This is a genomic window from Streptomyces sp. NPDC001933 (assembly GCF_042890955.1).
GTDB lineage: Bacteria > Actinomycetota > Actinomycetes > Streptomycetales > Streptomycetaceae > Streptomyces.
Window position 1 is genome coordinate 59,190 of record NZ_JBIASS010000001.1, and the last position, 14,625, is coordinate 73,814.

Annotated in this window: 12 protein-coding genes and 1 tRNA gene; 7 read left to right on the forward strand and 6 right to left on the reverse strand. The window is 70.5% G+C overall.

Annotation, left to right across the window (positions count from 1 at the left end):
- Positions 1-125: 125 nt before the first annotated feature.
- The 6 genes from ACFYY7_RS00285 (at position 126) to ACFYY7_RS00310 (ending at position 7,471) form a co-directional block, all read left to right on the forward strand.
- On the forward strand, positions 126-818 hold the full coding sequence (locus ACFYY7_RS00285; protein WP_356078031.1) for a FadR/GntR family transcriptional regulator: 693 nt from the start codon (positions 126-128) through the stop codon (positions 816-818).
- Positions 819-1,309: 491 nt separating this feature from the next.
- On the forward strand, positions 1,310-2,638 hold the full coding sequence (locus tag ACFYY7_RS00290) for an extracellular solute-binding protein (RefSeq protein WP_388655325.1): 1,329 nt from the start codon (positions 1,310-1,312) through the stop codon (positions 2,636-2,638).
- Positions 2,639-2,812: 174 nt separating this feature from the next.
- Positions 2,813-3,811 (forward strand): carbohydrate ABC transporter permease, encoded by a 999-nt coding sequence (locus ACFYY7_RS00295; RefSeq protein WP_388655327.1) that lies wholly within the window; start codon positions 2,813-2,815, stop codon positions 3,809-3,811.
- Positions 3,812-3,826: 15 nt separating this feature from the next.
- Complete coding sequence (locus tag ACFYY7_RS00300; protein ID WP_388655329.1) at positions 3,827-4,750, forward strand: carbohydrate ABC transporter permease; 924 nt, start codon at positions 3,827-3,829, stop codon at positions 4,748-4,750.
- A 122-nt stretch (positions 4,751-4,872) separates the two neighbouring features.
- Entirely contained in the window at positions 4,873-6,336 is a 1,464-nt protein-coding gene (locus tag ACFYY7_RS00305) for a GH1 family beta-glucosidase (protein WP_388655331.1), read from the forward strand.
- Between the two features lie 103 nt (positions 6,337-6,439).
- Positions 6,440-7,471, forward strand: coding sequence for a LacI family DNA-binding transcriptional regulator (locus tag ACFYY7_RS00310; protein WP_266732791.1), 1,032 nt, complete (start codon positions 6,440-6,442; stop codon positions 7,469-7,471).
- 114 nt (positions 7,472-7,585) lie between these two features.
- On the opposite strand, the gene ACFYY7_RS00315 is transcribed toward ACFYY7_RS00310, so the two are convergent.
- The 3 genes from ACFYY7_RS00315 to ACFYY7_RS00325 all read right to left on the reverse strand — a co-directional run bounded on the left by ACFYY7_RS00315 (position 7,586) and on the right by ACFYY7_RS00325 (position 9,632).
- Positions 7,586-7,658 (reverse strand) — tRNA-His (locus ACFYY7_RS00315).
- A 126-nt stretch (positions 7,659-7,784) separates the two neighbouring features.
- A complete protein-coding gene (orn, locus tag ACFYY7_RS00320) occupies positions 7,785-8,387 on the reverse strand; it encodes an oligoribonuclease (RefSeq protein ID WP_388655333.1) in 603 nt (200 codons plus the stop codon).
- A 9-nt stretch (positions 8,388-8,396) separates the two neighbouring features.
- A complete protein-coding gene (locus ACFYY7_RS00325) occupies positions 8,397-9,632 on the reverse strand; it encodes a helix-turn-helix domain-containing protein (protein WP_388655335.1) in 1,236 nt (411 codons plus the stop codon).
- Between the two features lie 962 nt (positions 9,633-10,594).
- On the opposite strand from ACFYY7_RS00325, the gene ACFYY7_RS00330 reads away from it, so the two are divergent.
- The gene (locus ACFYY7_RS00330; protein WP_189547056.1) at positions 10,595-11,116 is read left to right on the forward strand and encodes a universal stress protein; all 522 of its coding nucleotides are present in this window, start codon (positions 10,595-10,597) and stop codon (positions 11,114-11,116) included.
- Positions 11,117-11,317: 201 nt separating this feature from the next.
- Here ACFYY7_RS00330 and glmS read toward each other — a convergent pair whose 3' ends face one another.
- The 3 genes from glmS to ACFYY7_RS00345 all read right to left on the reverse strand — a co-directional run bounded on the left by glmS (position 11,318) and on the right by ACFYY7_RS00345 (position 14,517).
- Complete coding sequence (gene glmS / locus ACFYY7_RS00335; protein WP_388655337.1) at positions 11,318-13,147, reverse strand: glutamine--fructose-6-phosphate transaminase (isomerizing); 1,830 nt, start codon at positions 13,145-13,147, stop codon at positions 11,318-11,320.
- A 43-nt stretch (positions 13,148-13,190) separates the two neighbouring features.
- On the reverse strand, positions 13,191-13,466 hold the full coding sequence (locus ACFYY7_RS00340) for a hypothetical protein (RefSeq protein WP_072489218.1): 276 nt from the start codon (positions 13,464-13,466) through the stop codon (positions 13,191-13,193).
- 121 nt (positions 13,467-13,587) lie between these two features.
- Entirely contained in the window at positions 13,588-14,517 is a 930-nt protein-coding gene (locus tag ACFYY7_RS00345) for a DUF4429 domain-containing protein (protein WP_388655339.1), read from the reverse strand.
- Between the last annotated feature and the right edge of the window lie 108 nt (positions 14,518-14,625).

A 14,625-nucleotide genomic window follows, 5' to 3' on the forward strand; every position in this document is an offset into this window, starting at 1 on the left:
TCCCGCGGCGGGGTGCCGGTCGCTTCAGGCCCCGCCGCGGCAGCCGAGAAGAAGGAGACCGCTGAGCGTCATGGCCGGTAGAGTAGCCAGAAAGCAAGTCCTCAGACAACCTGACAGGTGAACCCGTGTCCTCGCTCGGTCCGCTCCGCCCCAGCCCCCTGGTCGAACAGGCCACGAACCATCTGCGCGAGCAGATCACCGAGGGGCACTGGCCGGTCGGCACGCGGATTCCCGGCGAGACGACCCTGGCCAGGACGCTCGGCGTGGGCCGCTCCACGGTCCGCGAGGCGGTGCGCACGCTGGCCACGCTCGGGCTGCTCCGGTCCCGGCAGGGCGCGGGCGTCTTCGTCGTCGCCGACCGGGTGACGGAGGACTGGCCCGCCCGGCTGCGCCGGGCCGCGGTCACCGATGTGTACGAGGTGCGCATGCTGATCGAGGTCCAGGCCGCCCGGCTGGCCGCGAGCCGCCGCACGGACGAGGACCTGATCGCCCTCGACGCGGCGCTCACCGCACGGCGGGCGGCCGGGGCCGGGGGAGACGCGGAGTTCGTCGACGCGGACATCGCGCTGCACCGGGCCGTGGTGGCCGCCGCGCACAATCCCGTACTCACCGACCTCTTCGGCGAGTTCGCGCCCGCGCTGCGGCAGGGGCTGATCGACCTCGTGGAACTGTTCGGCCTGCGCCGCGAGGACCCGGACCACGGCGACGCCGTCCATGACGCGCTGGTGCGGGCCGTGGTGGCCGGGGACGCGGAATCGGCGGGCCGGGCCGCGCAGACGGAACTCGAATCCACGCTGGCCCGGCTGCGGGAGGCGTAGGGCGGGCCGACTCCAAAGGGAGAAGGCGGACGTGCCCGCGGCCGCCCCACCGCGTGGCGCCCCGTTCACCTTCCGGCGGGCGGGCCGGTGTGAACCACGGATGACGTGAACCGCTGCCGGCGGCCGGCGCGGATGCGGGGTCCGGCGCGGCCGGCGCGCGGTGCGTCCTGCCCACCGCGCCTCCGGCCTGCGCATTCCCCGGACGGCGTGAAATCCCGGGCAGCGCATACGGGTTGTGGCAAGCCCTCGGCAGGACACGGTCCCGTGACTTGCCGGACACGCTCGGGCAACGGAAGCGTCTTCAACTCTTGACACCCACCCCTTCGAGGCAGGAACCTTCCGACATCGACGCGTGGGAGCGCTCCCACGCCGGACGGCCCCTCCCGCCCGAACGCACCGCGCGTGCCCTCCCCCTCACTCGGAACACTCCAGGAACACCTCACCCGGAACGTCACCCCGGAACGTCCCACCCCGGAACAAGGAGCAGTGGAATGCGCATCACCCGCACCGTCACCGGCCGGAGCCGCAGAGCCGCGGTCCTGGCCACCACGGGCCTGACGGCCTCGGCCCTGTTGCTGACCGGCTGCAGCAGCGACTCGGACCAGTCGGGCAGCACCGGCCCCGACGCGAACGGGAACATCACGCTGACCGTCGCCGACTTCGGGCAGTTCGGGTACAAGGAGGCCGGACTCTTCGCCAAATACCACGAACTGCACCCGAACGTCACGGTCAAGGAGAACGTCACCGCCGACGAGCAGGTCTACTACCCGAAGTTCCTCCAGCAGCTCAACACGGGCAGCGGGCTGGCCGACATCCAGGGCATCGAGGTCGGCCGGGTGAAGGAGCTCGTCGACACCAAGGCGGACGCCTTCGCCGACCTGGCCGGGGTCATCGACTCCGGCCAGTGGGTCAACTGGAAGGCGCTGCAGGCCACCACCGACGACGGCAAGGTCATCGGCGCGGGCACCGACATCGGCCCGATGTCGCTCTGCTACCGCCGCGACCTGTTCGAGCAGGCCGGTCTCCCGGCCGACCGCGAGGAGGTCGCCGCCAAGGTCGCCGGAGGCTGGGACGACTACCTGAAGCTCGGCGAGGAGTACAAGAAGAAGGCCCCCAAGGGCACCTTCTACATGGACTCCGCCAGCGCCATGTACAACAGCGTGGTCTCCTCCAACGAGGAGCAGTACTACGCCAAGGACGGCAAGGCGATCTACAAGGACAGCGCCGGCGTCAAGGCGGGCTGGAACCTCGCCGCCGAGGCCGCCGCGAAGGATCTGACCGCCGGCCTGGCCCAGTTCCAGGACCCGTGGAAGGCCGCACTGCGCAAGGGCACGGTGGCCACGGTCGCCTGCCCCGCGTGGATGGCCGCGCAGATCGCCACGTACGCCGGTGACGAGTTCAAGGGCAAGTGGGACATCGCCCGCACCCCGGGCGAGACCGCGGCCAACTGGGGCGGCTCCTTCCTCGCCGTGCCCGCCAAGGGAAAGAACGTCGAGGAGGCGCAGAAGCTCGTCAAGTGGCTGACCGCCCCCGAGCAGCAGGCCGCCGTGTTCAAGGCCGTCGGCGTCTTCCCGTCGAACAAGGGCGCCTACGAGCTCCCCGAGGTGAAGAGCGCCAAGCTCGCGTACTTCAACAACGCCCCCATCGGTGAGATCTACGCCGCGGAGGCCCAGGTCATCCCCGCGGCCGTGCTGGGCCCGAAGGACGGCATCATCAAGGACAGCATCTCCACCCAGATCAACAACATGGAGCAGCGGGGCACCGAGCCGGACGACGCCTGGAAGGCCGCCACGGAGGCCATCGACAAGGTGATCGGCTGAGCTCCCCATCGATGCGGGCGGCCGGGACCCCACATCCACGTCCCGGCCCACCCGCACCGGGGCCGCTCTTCCGCGCCGGCCCTCGCGCACGGACTCCGACACCACCGCCGGACCTGACCAGAACTCCGGCCTGCCCCTGCGGTGTCGGCACACCCCAGGGAAGGACTCCCACCTGTGGCAACCTCGATCCCCGCCCGGGGCGCACCCGGCTCGAAGCCGGGCCGTCGCGTCCCGAAGCCCATGTCCCCCGGCCGCCAGGCATGGCGCAGCCGGCTGTGGCGCTTCGACGACAAGGCGTCCCCCTACGCCTACATCGCGCCCTTCTTTCTCGTCTTCGGCGCCTTCGGGCTCTACCCCCTCCTCTACACCGGCTGGATCGCCCTGCACCGGGTGGAGATGATCAGCCTCGACCGGATGGATTGGGTCGGCTGGGAGAACTTCAGCAGGATCCTCCAGGACCCGGAGTTCTGGACGGCCGTCGGCAACACCTTCGTCATCGGGGTGATCTCCACCGTCCCGCAGCTGCTGGTGGCCCTGGGCCTGGCCCACCTGCTGAACTACAAACTGCGCGCCAGCACCTTCTGGCGGACGGTGATCCTCACTCCGTACGCCACCTCCGTGGCCTCCGCCGCCCTGGTCTTCGCCCTCGTCTTCCGCGCCGACGGCGGCCTGCTGAACTGGGCCCTGGACTTCATCGGTCTCGGCGACACCAACTGGGCCAATGGCCACTGGTCGTCCAAGATCGCCATCTCGGTCATCGTGATCTGGCGCTGGACCGGCTACAACGCCCTGATCTACCTGGCCGCGATGCAGGCCGTCCCGTCCGACCTCTACGAGGCCGCCTCGCTCGACGGCGCCTCGCGCTGGCAGCAGTTCCGCAACGTGACGATCCCGGCGTTGCGGCCCACGATCCTCTTCACGATCGTCATCTCGACCGTCGGGTCGATGCAACTGTTCGGCGAGCCGCTGCTCCTGGAGGGCGGCACCATCGGAGCGCAGGGGGGCAACGAGCACCAGTACGAGACGCTCAGCGTCTACCTCTACAACTACGGCTGGAAGCTCGGACACCTCGGTCCGGCCGCCGCAGTCGCCTGGGCCATGCTCGCCCTGCTGCTGCTCATTGCCGCGATCAACTGGCTCGTCGGGCGCTCCGTGCGCAAGACCTCGGCCTGACCGGGAGCGATACCCATGACCACGACCAGCACCGTCACCGCCCCGGACAGCCGCCGCGTGTCCAAGGCCGCTGCCCCCGGCACTCCTCCTCGGCGCGGCAGGTTCAAGCAGGGCGCGGGCCGCCAGCACCACGCCGGCCCCTTCGCCTACTTCGCCCTCGCCGTCGTCGGCATCGGCTCCCTCTTCCCTCTGTACTGGACACTCGTCGCCGCGTCCCGTACCCAGGACGAGATACTGGACACCACCCCGCCGTTCGTCCCCGGCGGCAACCTGTTCAACAACCTCCGAGCGGCCTGGGAACAGGCCCATCTCGGCAAGGCCATCTGGAACACGCTCGTCGTCTCCGCGAGCATCACCGCGGCGACGCTCTTCTTCTGCACCCTGGCCGGCTACGCCTTCGCCAAGATGCGCTTCAGGGGCCGCGGCGCACTGATGACCGCGGTCGTCGCCACGCTCACGATCCCGCCCCAACTCAGCGTCGTACCACTGTTCATGATGATGTCCGACATCGGATGGGGCGGTCAGCTGGAGTCGGTGATCTTCCCGACGCTGGTGAGCGCGTTCGGAGTGTTCTTCATGCGGCAGTACCTCAGCGAGGCGCTGCCCTACGAACTCATCGAGGCGGGCAAGGTGGACGGAGCGAACAACCTCCGCGTCGTGTGGAGCATCGTGCTCCCCGTGGCCCGCCCGGCCATGATGGTGCTCGGCATGCTCACCTTCGTACAGGCGTGGAACGACTTCTTCTGGCCGTACCTGGCCCTGAACCAGGAGAACCCCACGCTCCAGGTGGCCCTCGGCCAGCTGAGCGCCTCCTACGTCCCCGACCAGAGCATCGTGATGGCGGGCGCGCTGATCAGCACCCTGCCGCTGCTCGTGGTCTTCGTGGTCTTCGGCAAGCGGATCGTCGGCGGGATCATGTCCGGCGCCGTCAAGGGCTGATACCGCCGCCAAGGGGTGATACCGCAGCCGCCAAGGGCCGATACCGCCCCGCCCCTTCCGCCCCACCCCTTCCTCCCTGCCCCTTCCTTCCCCCTGCCCATCCACCCTGGGAGCGCTCCCGCATGACTGCCGTACGATCCGACACCGCCCCGAAGGCCGCATCCGAAGCGGCGGAATTCCCGACCGGCTTCGTCTGGGGGGCGGCCACCGCCGCCTACCAGGTCGAGGGCGCCGCGGCCGAGGACGGCCGGACCCCTTCCATCTGGGACACCTTCAGCCGCACCCCGGGCAAGGTCCGCAACGGCGACACCGGAGACATCGCCGCCGACCACTACCACCGCTACCGCGACGACGTGGCGCTGATGAAACGGCTCGGCCTGACGGCCTACCGCTTCTCCGTCTCCTGGCCCCGGGTGCAGCCCACCGGCCGCGGCCCCGCCGTCGAACGCGGCCTGGACTTCTACCGCAGGCTCGTCGACGAACTCCTCGAAGCGGGCATCGCACCCGTCGCCACCCTCTACCACTGGGACCTGCCCCAGGAGTTGGAGGACGCGGGCGGCTGGCCCGAGCGCGTGACCGCCGAACGCTTCGCCGACTACGCCGACATCATGGCCGGGGCCCTCGGTGACCGCGTCAGCACCTGGACCACCCTCAACGAGCCGTGGTGCTCGGCCTTCCTCGGCTACGGCTCCGGCGTGCACGCCCCCGGCCGCACCGAGCCCGCCGCCGCGCTGCGCGCCGCCCACCACCTCAACCTCGCCCATGGCCGGGCGACCGGGGTCCTGCGCGACCGCCTCCCCGCCAGCGCGCGGATCTCGGTCACCCTCAACCTCCACCACGTCCGCCCGCTGACCGGCAGCGCCGCCGACGCGGACGCCGCCTGCCGGATCGACGCGGTGGGCAACCGGATCTTCACCGGCCCGATGCTGCACGGCGCGTACCCCGAGGACCTGATCGCCGACACCGAGCACCTGGTCGACTGGTCGGAGCTGGTCCACGACGGCGACCCGGCGGTCATCTCCCGCCCGGTCGACGTCCTGGGCGTCAACTACTACACACCGACGCTGGTCTCCACGCCCGCCGACGGCGCCGGCGACGCGCGCGACGACGGCCACGGCAACAGCGACCACTCCCCGTGGCCCGGCTCCGAAAACGTAGCCTTCCACCTGGCCGAGGGCCGTCAGCGCACCGCCATGAACTGGGCGATCGACCCCGACGGGCTGTACGAGCTCCTCATGGACGTGGCCCGGGACAACCCCGGCCTGCCGCTGATGGTCACCGAGAACGGCGCCGCCTTCGACGACTACGTCTCGCCCGAGGGCAGGGTGGAGGACCCCGAGCGGATCGAGTACCTGCGCGGGCACCTGGACGCCGTACGGCGGGCGATCGCCGCCGGGGCGGACGTACGCGGCTACTTCCTCTGGTCCCTGATGGACAACTTCGAGTGGGGCTACGGGTACTCCAAGCGCTTCGGCGCCGTCTACGTCGACTACGCCACCCAGCGCCGCATCCCCAAGGCGAGCGCCCACTGGTACGCCGACGTCATCCGCCGCCAGCGTAGGATGGGAGCGCTCCCAGAAGGGTGATGCGGAGCGGCGGCCCGTCCCGTACGGGCTGCCGGAGGCGCCGATACCAGGACTTGGCCAGGCCACCCGGCTGTGAGAAATTGACCGCGAACGGGAGGCAGCCATGACGGCAGCGCGAGTACGGAGCGGTGGCCGGCCCACGCTCGAAGAAGTCGCGGCACGGGCAGGGGTGGGGCGCGGCACGGCCTCGCGGGTCATCAACGGCTCACCACGGGTCAGCGCGCAGACCCGCGAGGCGGTGGAGGCGGCCGTCGCCGAGCTGGGCTATGTACCCAACCGCGCGGCCCGCGCGCTCGCCGCGAACCGCACGGACGCCATCGCCCTGGTGGTGCCCGAATCGGAGACCCGTTTCTTCGCCGAGCCGTACTTCTCCGACATCGTCCGAGGTGTCGGCGCGGCGCTCGCCGACACCGACATGCAGCTGCTGCTCACCCTCGTCGGCAGCGACCGCGAGCGCCGCCGGCTGGCCCAGTACCTGACCGCGCACCGTGTCGACGGTGTGCTGATGGTCTCCGTCCATGCCGACGACCCGCTGCCGGACCTGCTGGAGCAGCTCGGCATGCCGGCCGTGATGGGCGGCCGCAGGTCGGCCTCCGAAACGCTCGCCGCGGTCGACTCCGACAACTTCGGGGGCGCCCGCGCAGCGGTCGCCCATCTCGTGACCCGGGGACGGCGCGCCATCGCCACGATCACCGGGCCCCGGGACGTCCACGGTGCGCAGCGCCGCCTCGACGGCTACCGCGCCGCGGTCCGGGAGGCGGGTCTCGAACCGGACGAGCGGCTGATCGCCCCCGCCGACTTCTCCGAGGAGGGCGGCGCACGGGCCATGCGCGAGCTGCTGGCCCGTCGCCCCGACGTCGACGCGGTCTTCGCCGCCTCCGACGTCATGGCCGCGGGCGCCCGCCAGGTCCTGCGCGAGGCCGGCCGCCGCATCCCGGACGATGTGGCCCTCGTCGGCTTCGACGACTCGGCGGTGGCCCGCCACATGGACCCGGCCCTCACCAGCGTGCGCCAGCCGATCGAGGAGATGGGCCGCACGATGGCCCGCGTCCTGCTCAAGGAGATCGCGAGCGAGACCCAGGAACGCCCGCAGATCGTGCTCCCCACCGAACTGGTCGTCCGCGACTCCTCGTGACGACCGTCACACGGCCGCCCGCGAGGGCGGCCGGGGTGGTGATCGAGGGGGCGGCTGAGGGGGACTCAGAAACGGGAAGGGCCCCGGTCCGAAGACCGGGGCCCTTCCCTTCAGGGTGAGTAACGGGACTCGAACCCGCGACATCCTGGACCACAACCAGGTGCTCTACCATCTGAGCTATACCCACCATGTCCGGTCTTTTTCTGACCGGCCGAGAAAAAGTGTACAGGGTCCGAGAGGGTGCTCGCGCCCCAGTTGTTCAGCCGCCGGTCCCAACCCCCGAAAGGGCTATGACCAGCGGCTTCACAAGGTCCTACGGTGCGGGCGGTGCGACGCGCGCCGCGATGGCCTTCGCGCGCTCCGAGTCCGGGCCGGGCTGCGGCACGAAGACCGCCTCGCGGTAGTAACGCAGCTCCGTGATGGAGTCACGGATGTCCGCGAGCGCCCGGTGGTTGCCGTTCTTGGCCGGACTGTTGAAGTACGCCCGCGGGTACCAGCGGCGCGCCAGCTCCTTGATCGAGGAGACATCGACGATCCGGTAGTGGAGGTAGCCCTCCAGGGCCGACATGTCCCGCGCCAGGAACCCGCGGTCGGTGGAGACCGAGTTCCCGCAGAGCGGGGCCTTGCCGGGCTCCTTCACGTGCTCGCGGACGTAGTTCAGCACCTGGGCCTCGGCGTCGGCCAGGGTGGTGCCCCCGGCCAGCTCGTCGAGGAGGCCCGAGGCGGTGTGCATCTGCCGCACCACCTCGGGCATGGTCTCCAGGGCCGTGTCCGGCGGGCGGATCACGATGTCCACCCCTTCACCGAGCACGTTCAGCTCCGAGTCGGTGACCAGCGCGGCCACCTCGATGAGTGCGTCTTCCGTCAACGAGAGCCCGGTCATCTCGCAGTCGATCCACACCATGCGATCGTTCATGACCCCACCCTACGGGGCACTCCGTTGCCCCGGCAGGGTCGGTCGTCCGGTCGTGTACGCGTCGGGGCCGGGTTTCCCCTGCTCCGACTGGACCGGGCCGGCCGGTGGCGCCGTGACGACATGCGCACCCGACGGTGCGGCCGCGGCCGTGGCGCGCCGGATCGCCGCGTTGCCCTGGCTGGGCACCACGGGCTCGGTCACCGCGGCCACGGGCTCCGCGCCACCGCCCTGCGGACGGCGGGCCCGGTAGGCGGCCCGGTACGCGGCGGGGGAGGAGCCCAGCTGACGCCGGAAGTGTCCGCGCAGCGCGACCGGCGAGCGGAAGCCGCAGCGACCCGCCACCTCGTCGACCGAGTACTCGGACGTCTCCAGCAGCCGCTGCGCCTGCAGCACCCGCTGGGTGATCAGCCACTGGAGCGGTGCGCTGCCGGTGAGCGAACGGAACCTGCGGTCGAAGGTCCGCCTGCTCATGTAGGCGCGCGCGGCCAGCGTCTCCACGTCGAACTGCTCGTGGAGGTGCTCCAGCGCCCAGGCCACGACCTCTGCGAGCGGGTCGGAGCCGATCTCCTCCGGTAAAGACCTGTCGAGGTAGCGCTCCTGACCGCCGCTGCGCCGCGGCGGCACGACGAGCCGGCGGGCCAGTGCCCCGGCGGCCTCCGTGCCGTGGTCCGTGCGGACTATGTGCAGGCAGAGATCGATCCCGGCGGCCGTGCCGGCGGAGGTGAGCACGTCGCCGTCGTCGACGAAGAGCTCACGCGGATCGACGTGCACCGACGGATAGCGCTTGGCCAGCGTCGGTGCGTACATCCAGTGTGTGGTCGCCGGGCGGCCGTCCAGCAGGCCCGCGGCTGCGAGCACGAACGCGCCCGTGCACAGCCCGACGATGCGGGCGCCCTCCTCATGGGCGCGGCGCAGCGCCTCCAGCGCCTCGGCGGGCGGCGGCGAGGTGATCGAACGCCAGGCGGGCACCACGACGGTGCCGGCCCTGCTGATCGCCTCCAGCCCGTAGGGCGCGGTGAGTTCGAGTCCCCCGGTGGTCCGCAGCGGCCCTTCTTCTCCGCCGCAGACGAGGAGTCGGTAGCGCGGAACTCCCGCGTCCTGGCGGTCGATTCCGAACACGGAGAGCGGGATCGAACTCTCGAAGATGGGGCCGCCGCTGAACAGCAGCACGGCGACGACTTCTCGTCGTCGACGGCCACTGAGCTTCCGTACAGCCTCCGTTGCGGCGGCGGAGTCCTGGCTCATGACGCTAAGCCCCCCTCGGTGTTCGCGTCTCCCTGGTCCTTACGGGCCTGTCGCACCTGCACTGTTCCCCTCGGTCATGCACGAGTTCCCCAGACTTCGATACCCAAGATCGAATCTACTGCGTCCCATGGTGCCGACGTGACAAGTTCACCAACCGCCGTTATGTCGACAAGGCAACTTGGCGGGAAGCATTCGATCACGAAGCGTTTCATCCGGTGGACGCTCAGGGAAGTGCGCCTGGCGTTCATGGCCCGTCCCCGTTGGGTGGAAGCGTACCGCGCGGTCTCTTCCTGCCTGGGGGCAAGGGGGTTGACCGGCCAAATCGACAAGGTGTCGGTGGGGGTATGAAGTTGGCTGAAAATAGATGGTTGTGCGTGTGTGATTCAGTCATTGAACCGGCGCACAACCCGGGTGATCAACCGCTTCTTTGCGCCCCCTTGGCAGGTCGGACGGCCGATCGCACGGAACGGGCCGGTGGCAAACGGCGGCGATCGGATTCCGCCGGACGGGCCGGTGTCCGTCGCCGGCCGGGCGGCGTGCGGGGAACGGGGCGGGCGGTCCGTAACGGGGGCGGTGCGACGCGTGGGATCGGGTTGCCGGCTCCCGGGGTCGGTCCCGGGGTCGGTCCCGGGACGTGATCCGTCCGACGGTCTCGCGGGGGAGCGGGGCCTTCCGGCGTCCGGAAACGGTGACGGTTACGGTGTCGTCCGGTCACCGGGGGCGGTCGTCCGGGCCCGGCGGCGTCGGTGTACAGCACAAGCGGCATTGCCATCCGGGTCCGCCTCGGGCATGCTCCGTGAAACGTCGCGCGCGCTTTGCGCGGGTCTGGGCAGTGGAGGAGTGGCGCCGTACCCTTGGGGGTAAGGGGTTGGGAAGATGATTCCCGGACACCGCAACACCGCCCGCTGACGCACCTTCCGCAAGTCGCTCTCCTCACGAGGACTCTCTTCGCCGAGACACCGATGGCCGGTCACGAAATCCCCGAACCCGCCGACCGCAAGCAGGTAGCCGACCCCATGTCGGACCCGCAGACGGTCGAAGAAACACGTCATTCATGCGACCCCGCGTTCCGCCATGGGGTCGTCGTCGGCTTCGACGGCTCGACCTCCAGTGAGCGCGCCCTCGCCTATGCCATCGGAATGGCCCGAAGATCGGGCTCCGGTCTGATCATCGTCCATGTCGCCAACCGGCTGCCGACCACGGTCTGGGCAGGCTGCGAGCCGCCCGTCTTCGTGGACGTGCCCGACCACCGCACCGAGGTGCTCGGCCTGGAGCTCGCCTGCGCGGACTACCTCTCCGAGGTCCCCTGGGTCCTCGTGGAGCGCGGCGGGGACATCTGCCACGAGCTGGAGGAGGTCGGCCGGGAGTACTCGGCCGACGCCATCGTCGTCGGCTCCACGCACGGCATCGTCGGCCGGATCTTCGGCTCGGTGGCGGGCCGCCTCGCCCGGCGCGCGCAGCGCCCGGTCGTCGTCATCCCCTGAGCGCCCGACGCCCCCGCAACCCCTCCGTCACCGCCCCGGCAACCCCTCCGTCACCCCTGCGAACCGGTGTGACGTCCCCGTTCGACATGGCGTCAAATCGCCTGCGTAAACCGGCAATTCATGCCCTCGATGGCGGATTCGAGGGCGCCCGGCGCGCACCAGGACAGCATTGCGCGCGCCGGGGCCGCCCCCTGCACGGGCCTATTCGACGGTGACGGACTTCGCCAGGTTGCGCGGCTTGTCGATGTCACGGCCCATGGCCAGCGCCGTGTGGTACGCGAAGAGCTGGAGCGGGATGCCCATCAGGATCGGGTCCAGCTCGTTCTCGTTCTTCGGCACGACGATGGTGTGGTCGGCCTTCTCCTGCACCTGGTGGGCGACGGCGAGGATGCGGCCGCTGCGGGCCTTGATCTCCTCCATCGCGGCGCGGTTCTTCTCCAGCAGGTCGTCGTCCGGCACGATCGCGACCGTCGGCATCGCGGGCTCGATCAGCGCCAGCGGCCCGTGCTTCAGCTCGGAGGCCGGGTACGCCTCCGCGTGGATGTACGAGACCTCCTTGAGCTTCAGCGAGGCCTCACGGGCGACGGGGTAGCCGCGCACCCGGCCGATGAACATCATCGACTTGGCGTCCGCGTACTCGGCCGCCATCTTCTTGATCTCGTCCTCGTTCGCCAGGATCTCGCTGATCTGGGCGGGCAGCCTGCGCAGCCCGTCGATGATCCGCTTGCCGTCGGCGACCGACAGGTCCCGGATCCGGCCCAGGTGCAGGGCGAGCAGCGCGAACGCGACGACCGTGTTGGTGAAGCACTTGGTGGAGACGACGCAGACCTCGGGGCCGGCGTGGACGTACGTACCGCCGTCCGCCTCCCGGGCGATCGCGGAACCCACCACATTGACGACGCCGAGCACCCGGGCGCCCTTGCGCTTGAGCTCCTGGACGGCGGCCAGCACGTCGTACGTCTCACCGGACTGGGAGACCGCGACGTACAGCGTGTCCGGGTCGACGACCGGGTTGCGGTAGCGGAACTCGGAGGCCGGCTCGGCGTCCGCGGGGATACGGGCGAGCTCCTCGATCAGCTGCGCGCCGATCTGGCCCGCGTGGTACGAGGTGCCGCAGCCGAGGATCTTGATCCGGCGGACCCCGCGCGCCTCGCGGGCGTCCAGGTTGAGGCCGCCCAGGTGCACGGTGGCGAAGCGGTCGTCGATCCGGCCGCGCAGCACCCGGTCGACGGCGTCGGCCTGCTCGGAGATCTCCTTGTGCATGTACGTGTCGTGGCCGCCCATGTCGTACGACTCGGCCTCCCACTCCACGGTGGTCGGCGTGGCCGTCGTGGACGAGCCCTCCGTGGTGTACGTACGGAAGTCGTCGGCCTTGAGGGTGGCCATCTCGCCGTCGTCCAGGGTCACGACCTGGCGGGTGTGGGCGACCAGCGCGGCGACGTCCGAGGCGACGAACATCTCCTTCTCGCCGATGCCGAGCACGACCGGGGAGCCGTTGCGGGCGACCACGATGCGGTCGTTGAAGTCGGCGTGCATGACGGCGATGCCGTACGTGCCCTCGACCGAGCGCAGCGCCTCGCGGACCTTCTCCTCCAGGGTCTCCGCCTGGGCGCGGGCGATCAGGTGGACCAGCACCTCGGTGTCGGTCTCGGAGAGGAAGACGACACCGTCGGCGACGAGCTTCGCACGGAGCTCGGAGGCGTTGTCGATGATGCCGTTGTGGACGACGGCGACCTTGTTCTCGGCGTCCAGGTGCGGGTGCGCGTTCTCGTCGCTCGGGGCGCCGTGGGTGGCCCAGCGGGTGTGGGCGATACCGGTGGTGCCGGTGAAGCGCTTGGGGACACGGGCCTCCAGCTCGCGGACCCGGCCCTTGGCCTTCACCATCCGCAGGGCGGCGGGCTTGCCGGCCGACGCCTTGCCGGTGATGACGATGCCTGCGGAGTCGTAACCCCGGTATTCCAGCCGCTGCAGCCCTTCCAGCAGCAGCGGAGCCACATCACGCTTCCCGATGTATCCGACGATTCCGCACATAAGGTCTCTGCCCCTCCATCGACGTACTTGTCGTGCCCGTTGCTCAGCCGTAGACGATGCGGCGCAGCTGGCGGAGCGAGAGCTCCGGCGGCGCGACCGCGCGGTGCGGCAGCTCGGCCGCGATCCGTTCGAAGATCTCCGCGTTGACCAGGCCGCCGGACTGCAGTTCGCGGTGGCGGCGGCGGACGAAGTCGTCGGTCGTCTCGTCGAAGTACGCCAGCACGTCGAGGATCACCCGGGCGGCTTCACCGCGCTGGAGCGCGGTGCTGCGCACCAGGTGATCGATGAGGTCGTCATGCGACGGGCGGCGTTCGAGCACTCGTTGATATTGCGGTGGGCGGGGCGCTTACGCAACAATTCTGCCCGATATCGGGCAGGGGTGGGTGTGATTGCCGTCTCGCAGGGCCCCGGAACGGGCGGAACGAGTCGGGGGTGCTTGCTCAGAGCCGCTTGAGCACGGCCTGCTTGGCGGCGGTGAACTCGTCGTCGGTGAGAACCCCGGCGCGGTGCAGATCGCCGAGCTCGCGCAGCCGGCGCAGCAGGGCGTCGTGATCGTCGCCGGACGGTGCGGGTGCGGCGGGTTCCGCGGGTGCGGCCAGGGGTGCGATCTCCAAAGCCGCGGTGGCGGCGCCTTCGAGGGCCCCGGCCGGCCCCGCCGTCCTCGCCGCCGTGCCGGGCAGCCGTACGAGCACCGCGGCCGCGACCAGCACCGCCGTGTGCTCCTTCTTGGACAGCCCCCACAGGTCCAGCGAGTACGGGTCGTACTCGGCCGCCGGGGCCGGTGCCGGCCCCTCGCCCCGTACGAAGCGCAGATGCCCGTTCTCCAGGCCGATGGCGGGCACCCAGTGCACGCCGGTCACCTCCGACACCGGGAACGAGACCGGGCCGACCGATGTCTTGACCTCCTTGGCCTTCCAGTTCCAGGTGAGGCGGATGGTCTCCCCGTCGAACGAGGCCGTGCCGTCCCCGCCGCCGCCGGCGACCGGCACCGCGGGCCCCGGCAGCAGGAACTCGTCCACCGCCCCGGTGGGCACCTGCTCGACCAGCAGGGCGTTGCGCACCTCGTCGACGAAGTACTCGGCCACCCCGGTCCGGTCCTTCTCCACGATTAGCTGGTAGGGGTCCGCGCCGTCCTTGAGCCGGCCGTCCGCCGCCCGCAGGACCGGGCACGCGCCGTCGCGCAGCCGCAGTCGCAGCCGGCCGCCCTTGCGGTCCGGCTCGAAGGAGATCCCCGCCAACGCCGACAGCGGAACGACGCATTCGCCCAGCCACTCCCGGAGCGGGTGGATGCCCTTGCCCCGGCCCGGCGTGATCCGTACCGATTCGCCGTCGAAGGTCCAGGTTCCGTCGCGCTGGATTATTTCCGTCATGCGGCAGATTCTGTCAGCCGCATGACAGGGAAGTGGTCTACACCTTGACCACGCGTGAGGCACACGATACGCATGGTGATGGTTCGGTTGTCAGGAGCTCCACAGGTG

What these genes read in the sequence shown, in the direction of transcription:
- ACFYY7_RS00290 (WP_388655325.1), top strand. Translation starts at nt 1,310, where the DNA reads ATGCGCATCACCCGCACCGTCACCGGCCGGAGCCGCAGAGCCGCGGTC.
- ACFYY7_RS00300 (WP_388655329.1), top strand. Translation starts at nt 3,827, where the DNA reads ATGACCACGACCAGCACCGTCACCGCCCCGGACAGCCGCCGCGTGTCC.
- ACFYY7_RS00305 (WP_388655331.1), top strand. Translation starts at nt 4,873, where the DNA reads ATGACTGCCGTACGATCCGACACCGCCCCGAAGGCCGCATCCGAAGCG.
- ACFYY7_RS00310 (WP_266732791.1), top strand. Translation starts at nt 6,440, where the DNA reads ATGACGGCAGCGCGAGTACGGAGCGGTGGCCGGCCCACGCTCGAAGAA.
- orn (WP_388655333.1), bottom strand. Translation starts at nt 8,387, where the DNA reads ATGAACGATCGCATGGTGTGGATCGACTGCGAGATGACCGGGCTCTCG.
- ACFYY7_RS00325 (WP_388655335.1), bottom strand. Translation starts at nt 9,632, where the DNA reads ATGAGCCAGGACTCCGCCGCCGCAACGGAGGCTGTACGGAAGCTCAGT.
- ACFYY7_RS00330 (WP_189547056.1), top strand. Translation starts at nt 10,595, where the DNA reads ATGGCCGGTCACGAAATCCCCGAACCCGCCGACCGCAAGCAGGTAGCC.
- glmS (WP_388655337.1), bottom strand. Translation starts at nt 13,147, where the DNA reads ATGTGCGGAATCGTCGGATACATCGGGAAGCGTGATGTGGCTCCGCTG.
- ACFYY7_RS00345 (WP_388655339.1), bottom strand. Translation starts at nt 14,517, where the DNA reads ATGACGGAAATAATCCAGCGCGACGGAACCTGGACCTTCGACGGCGAA.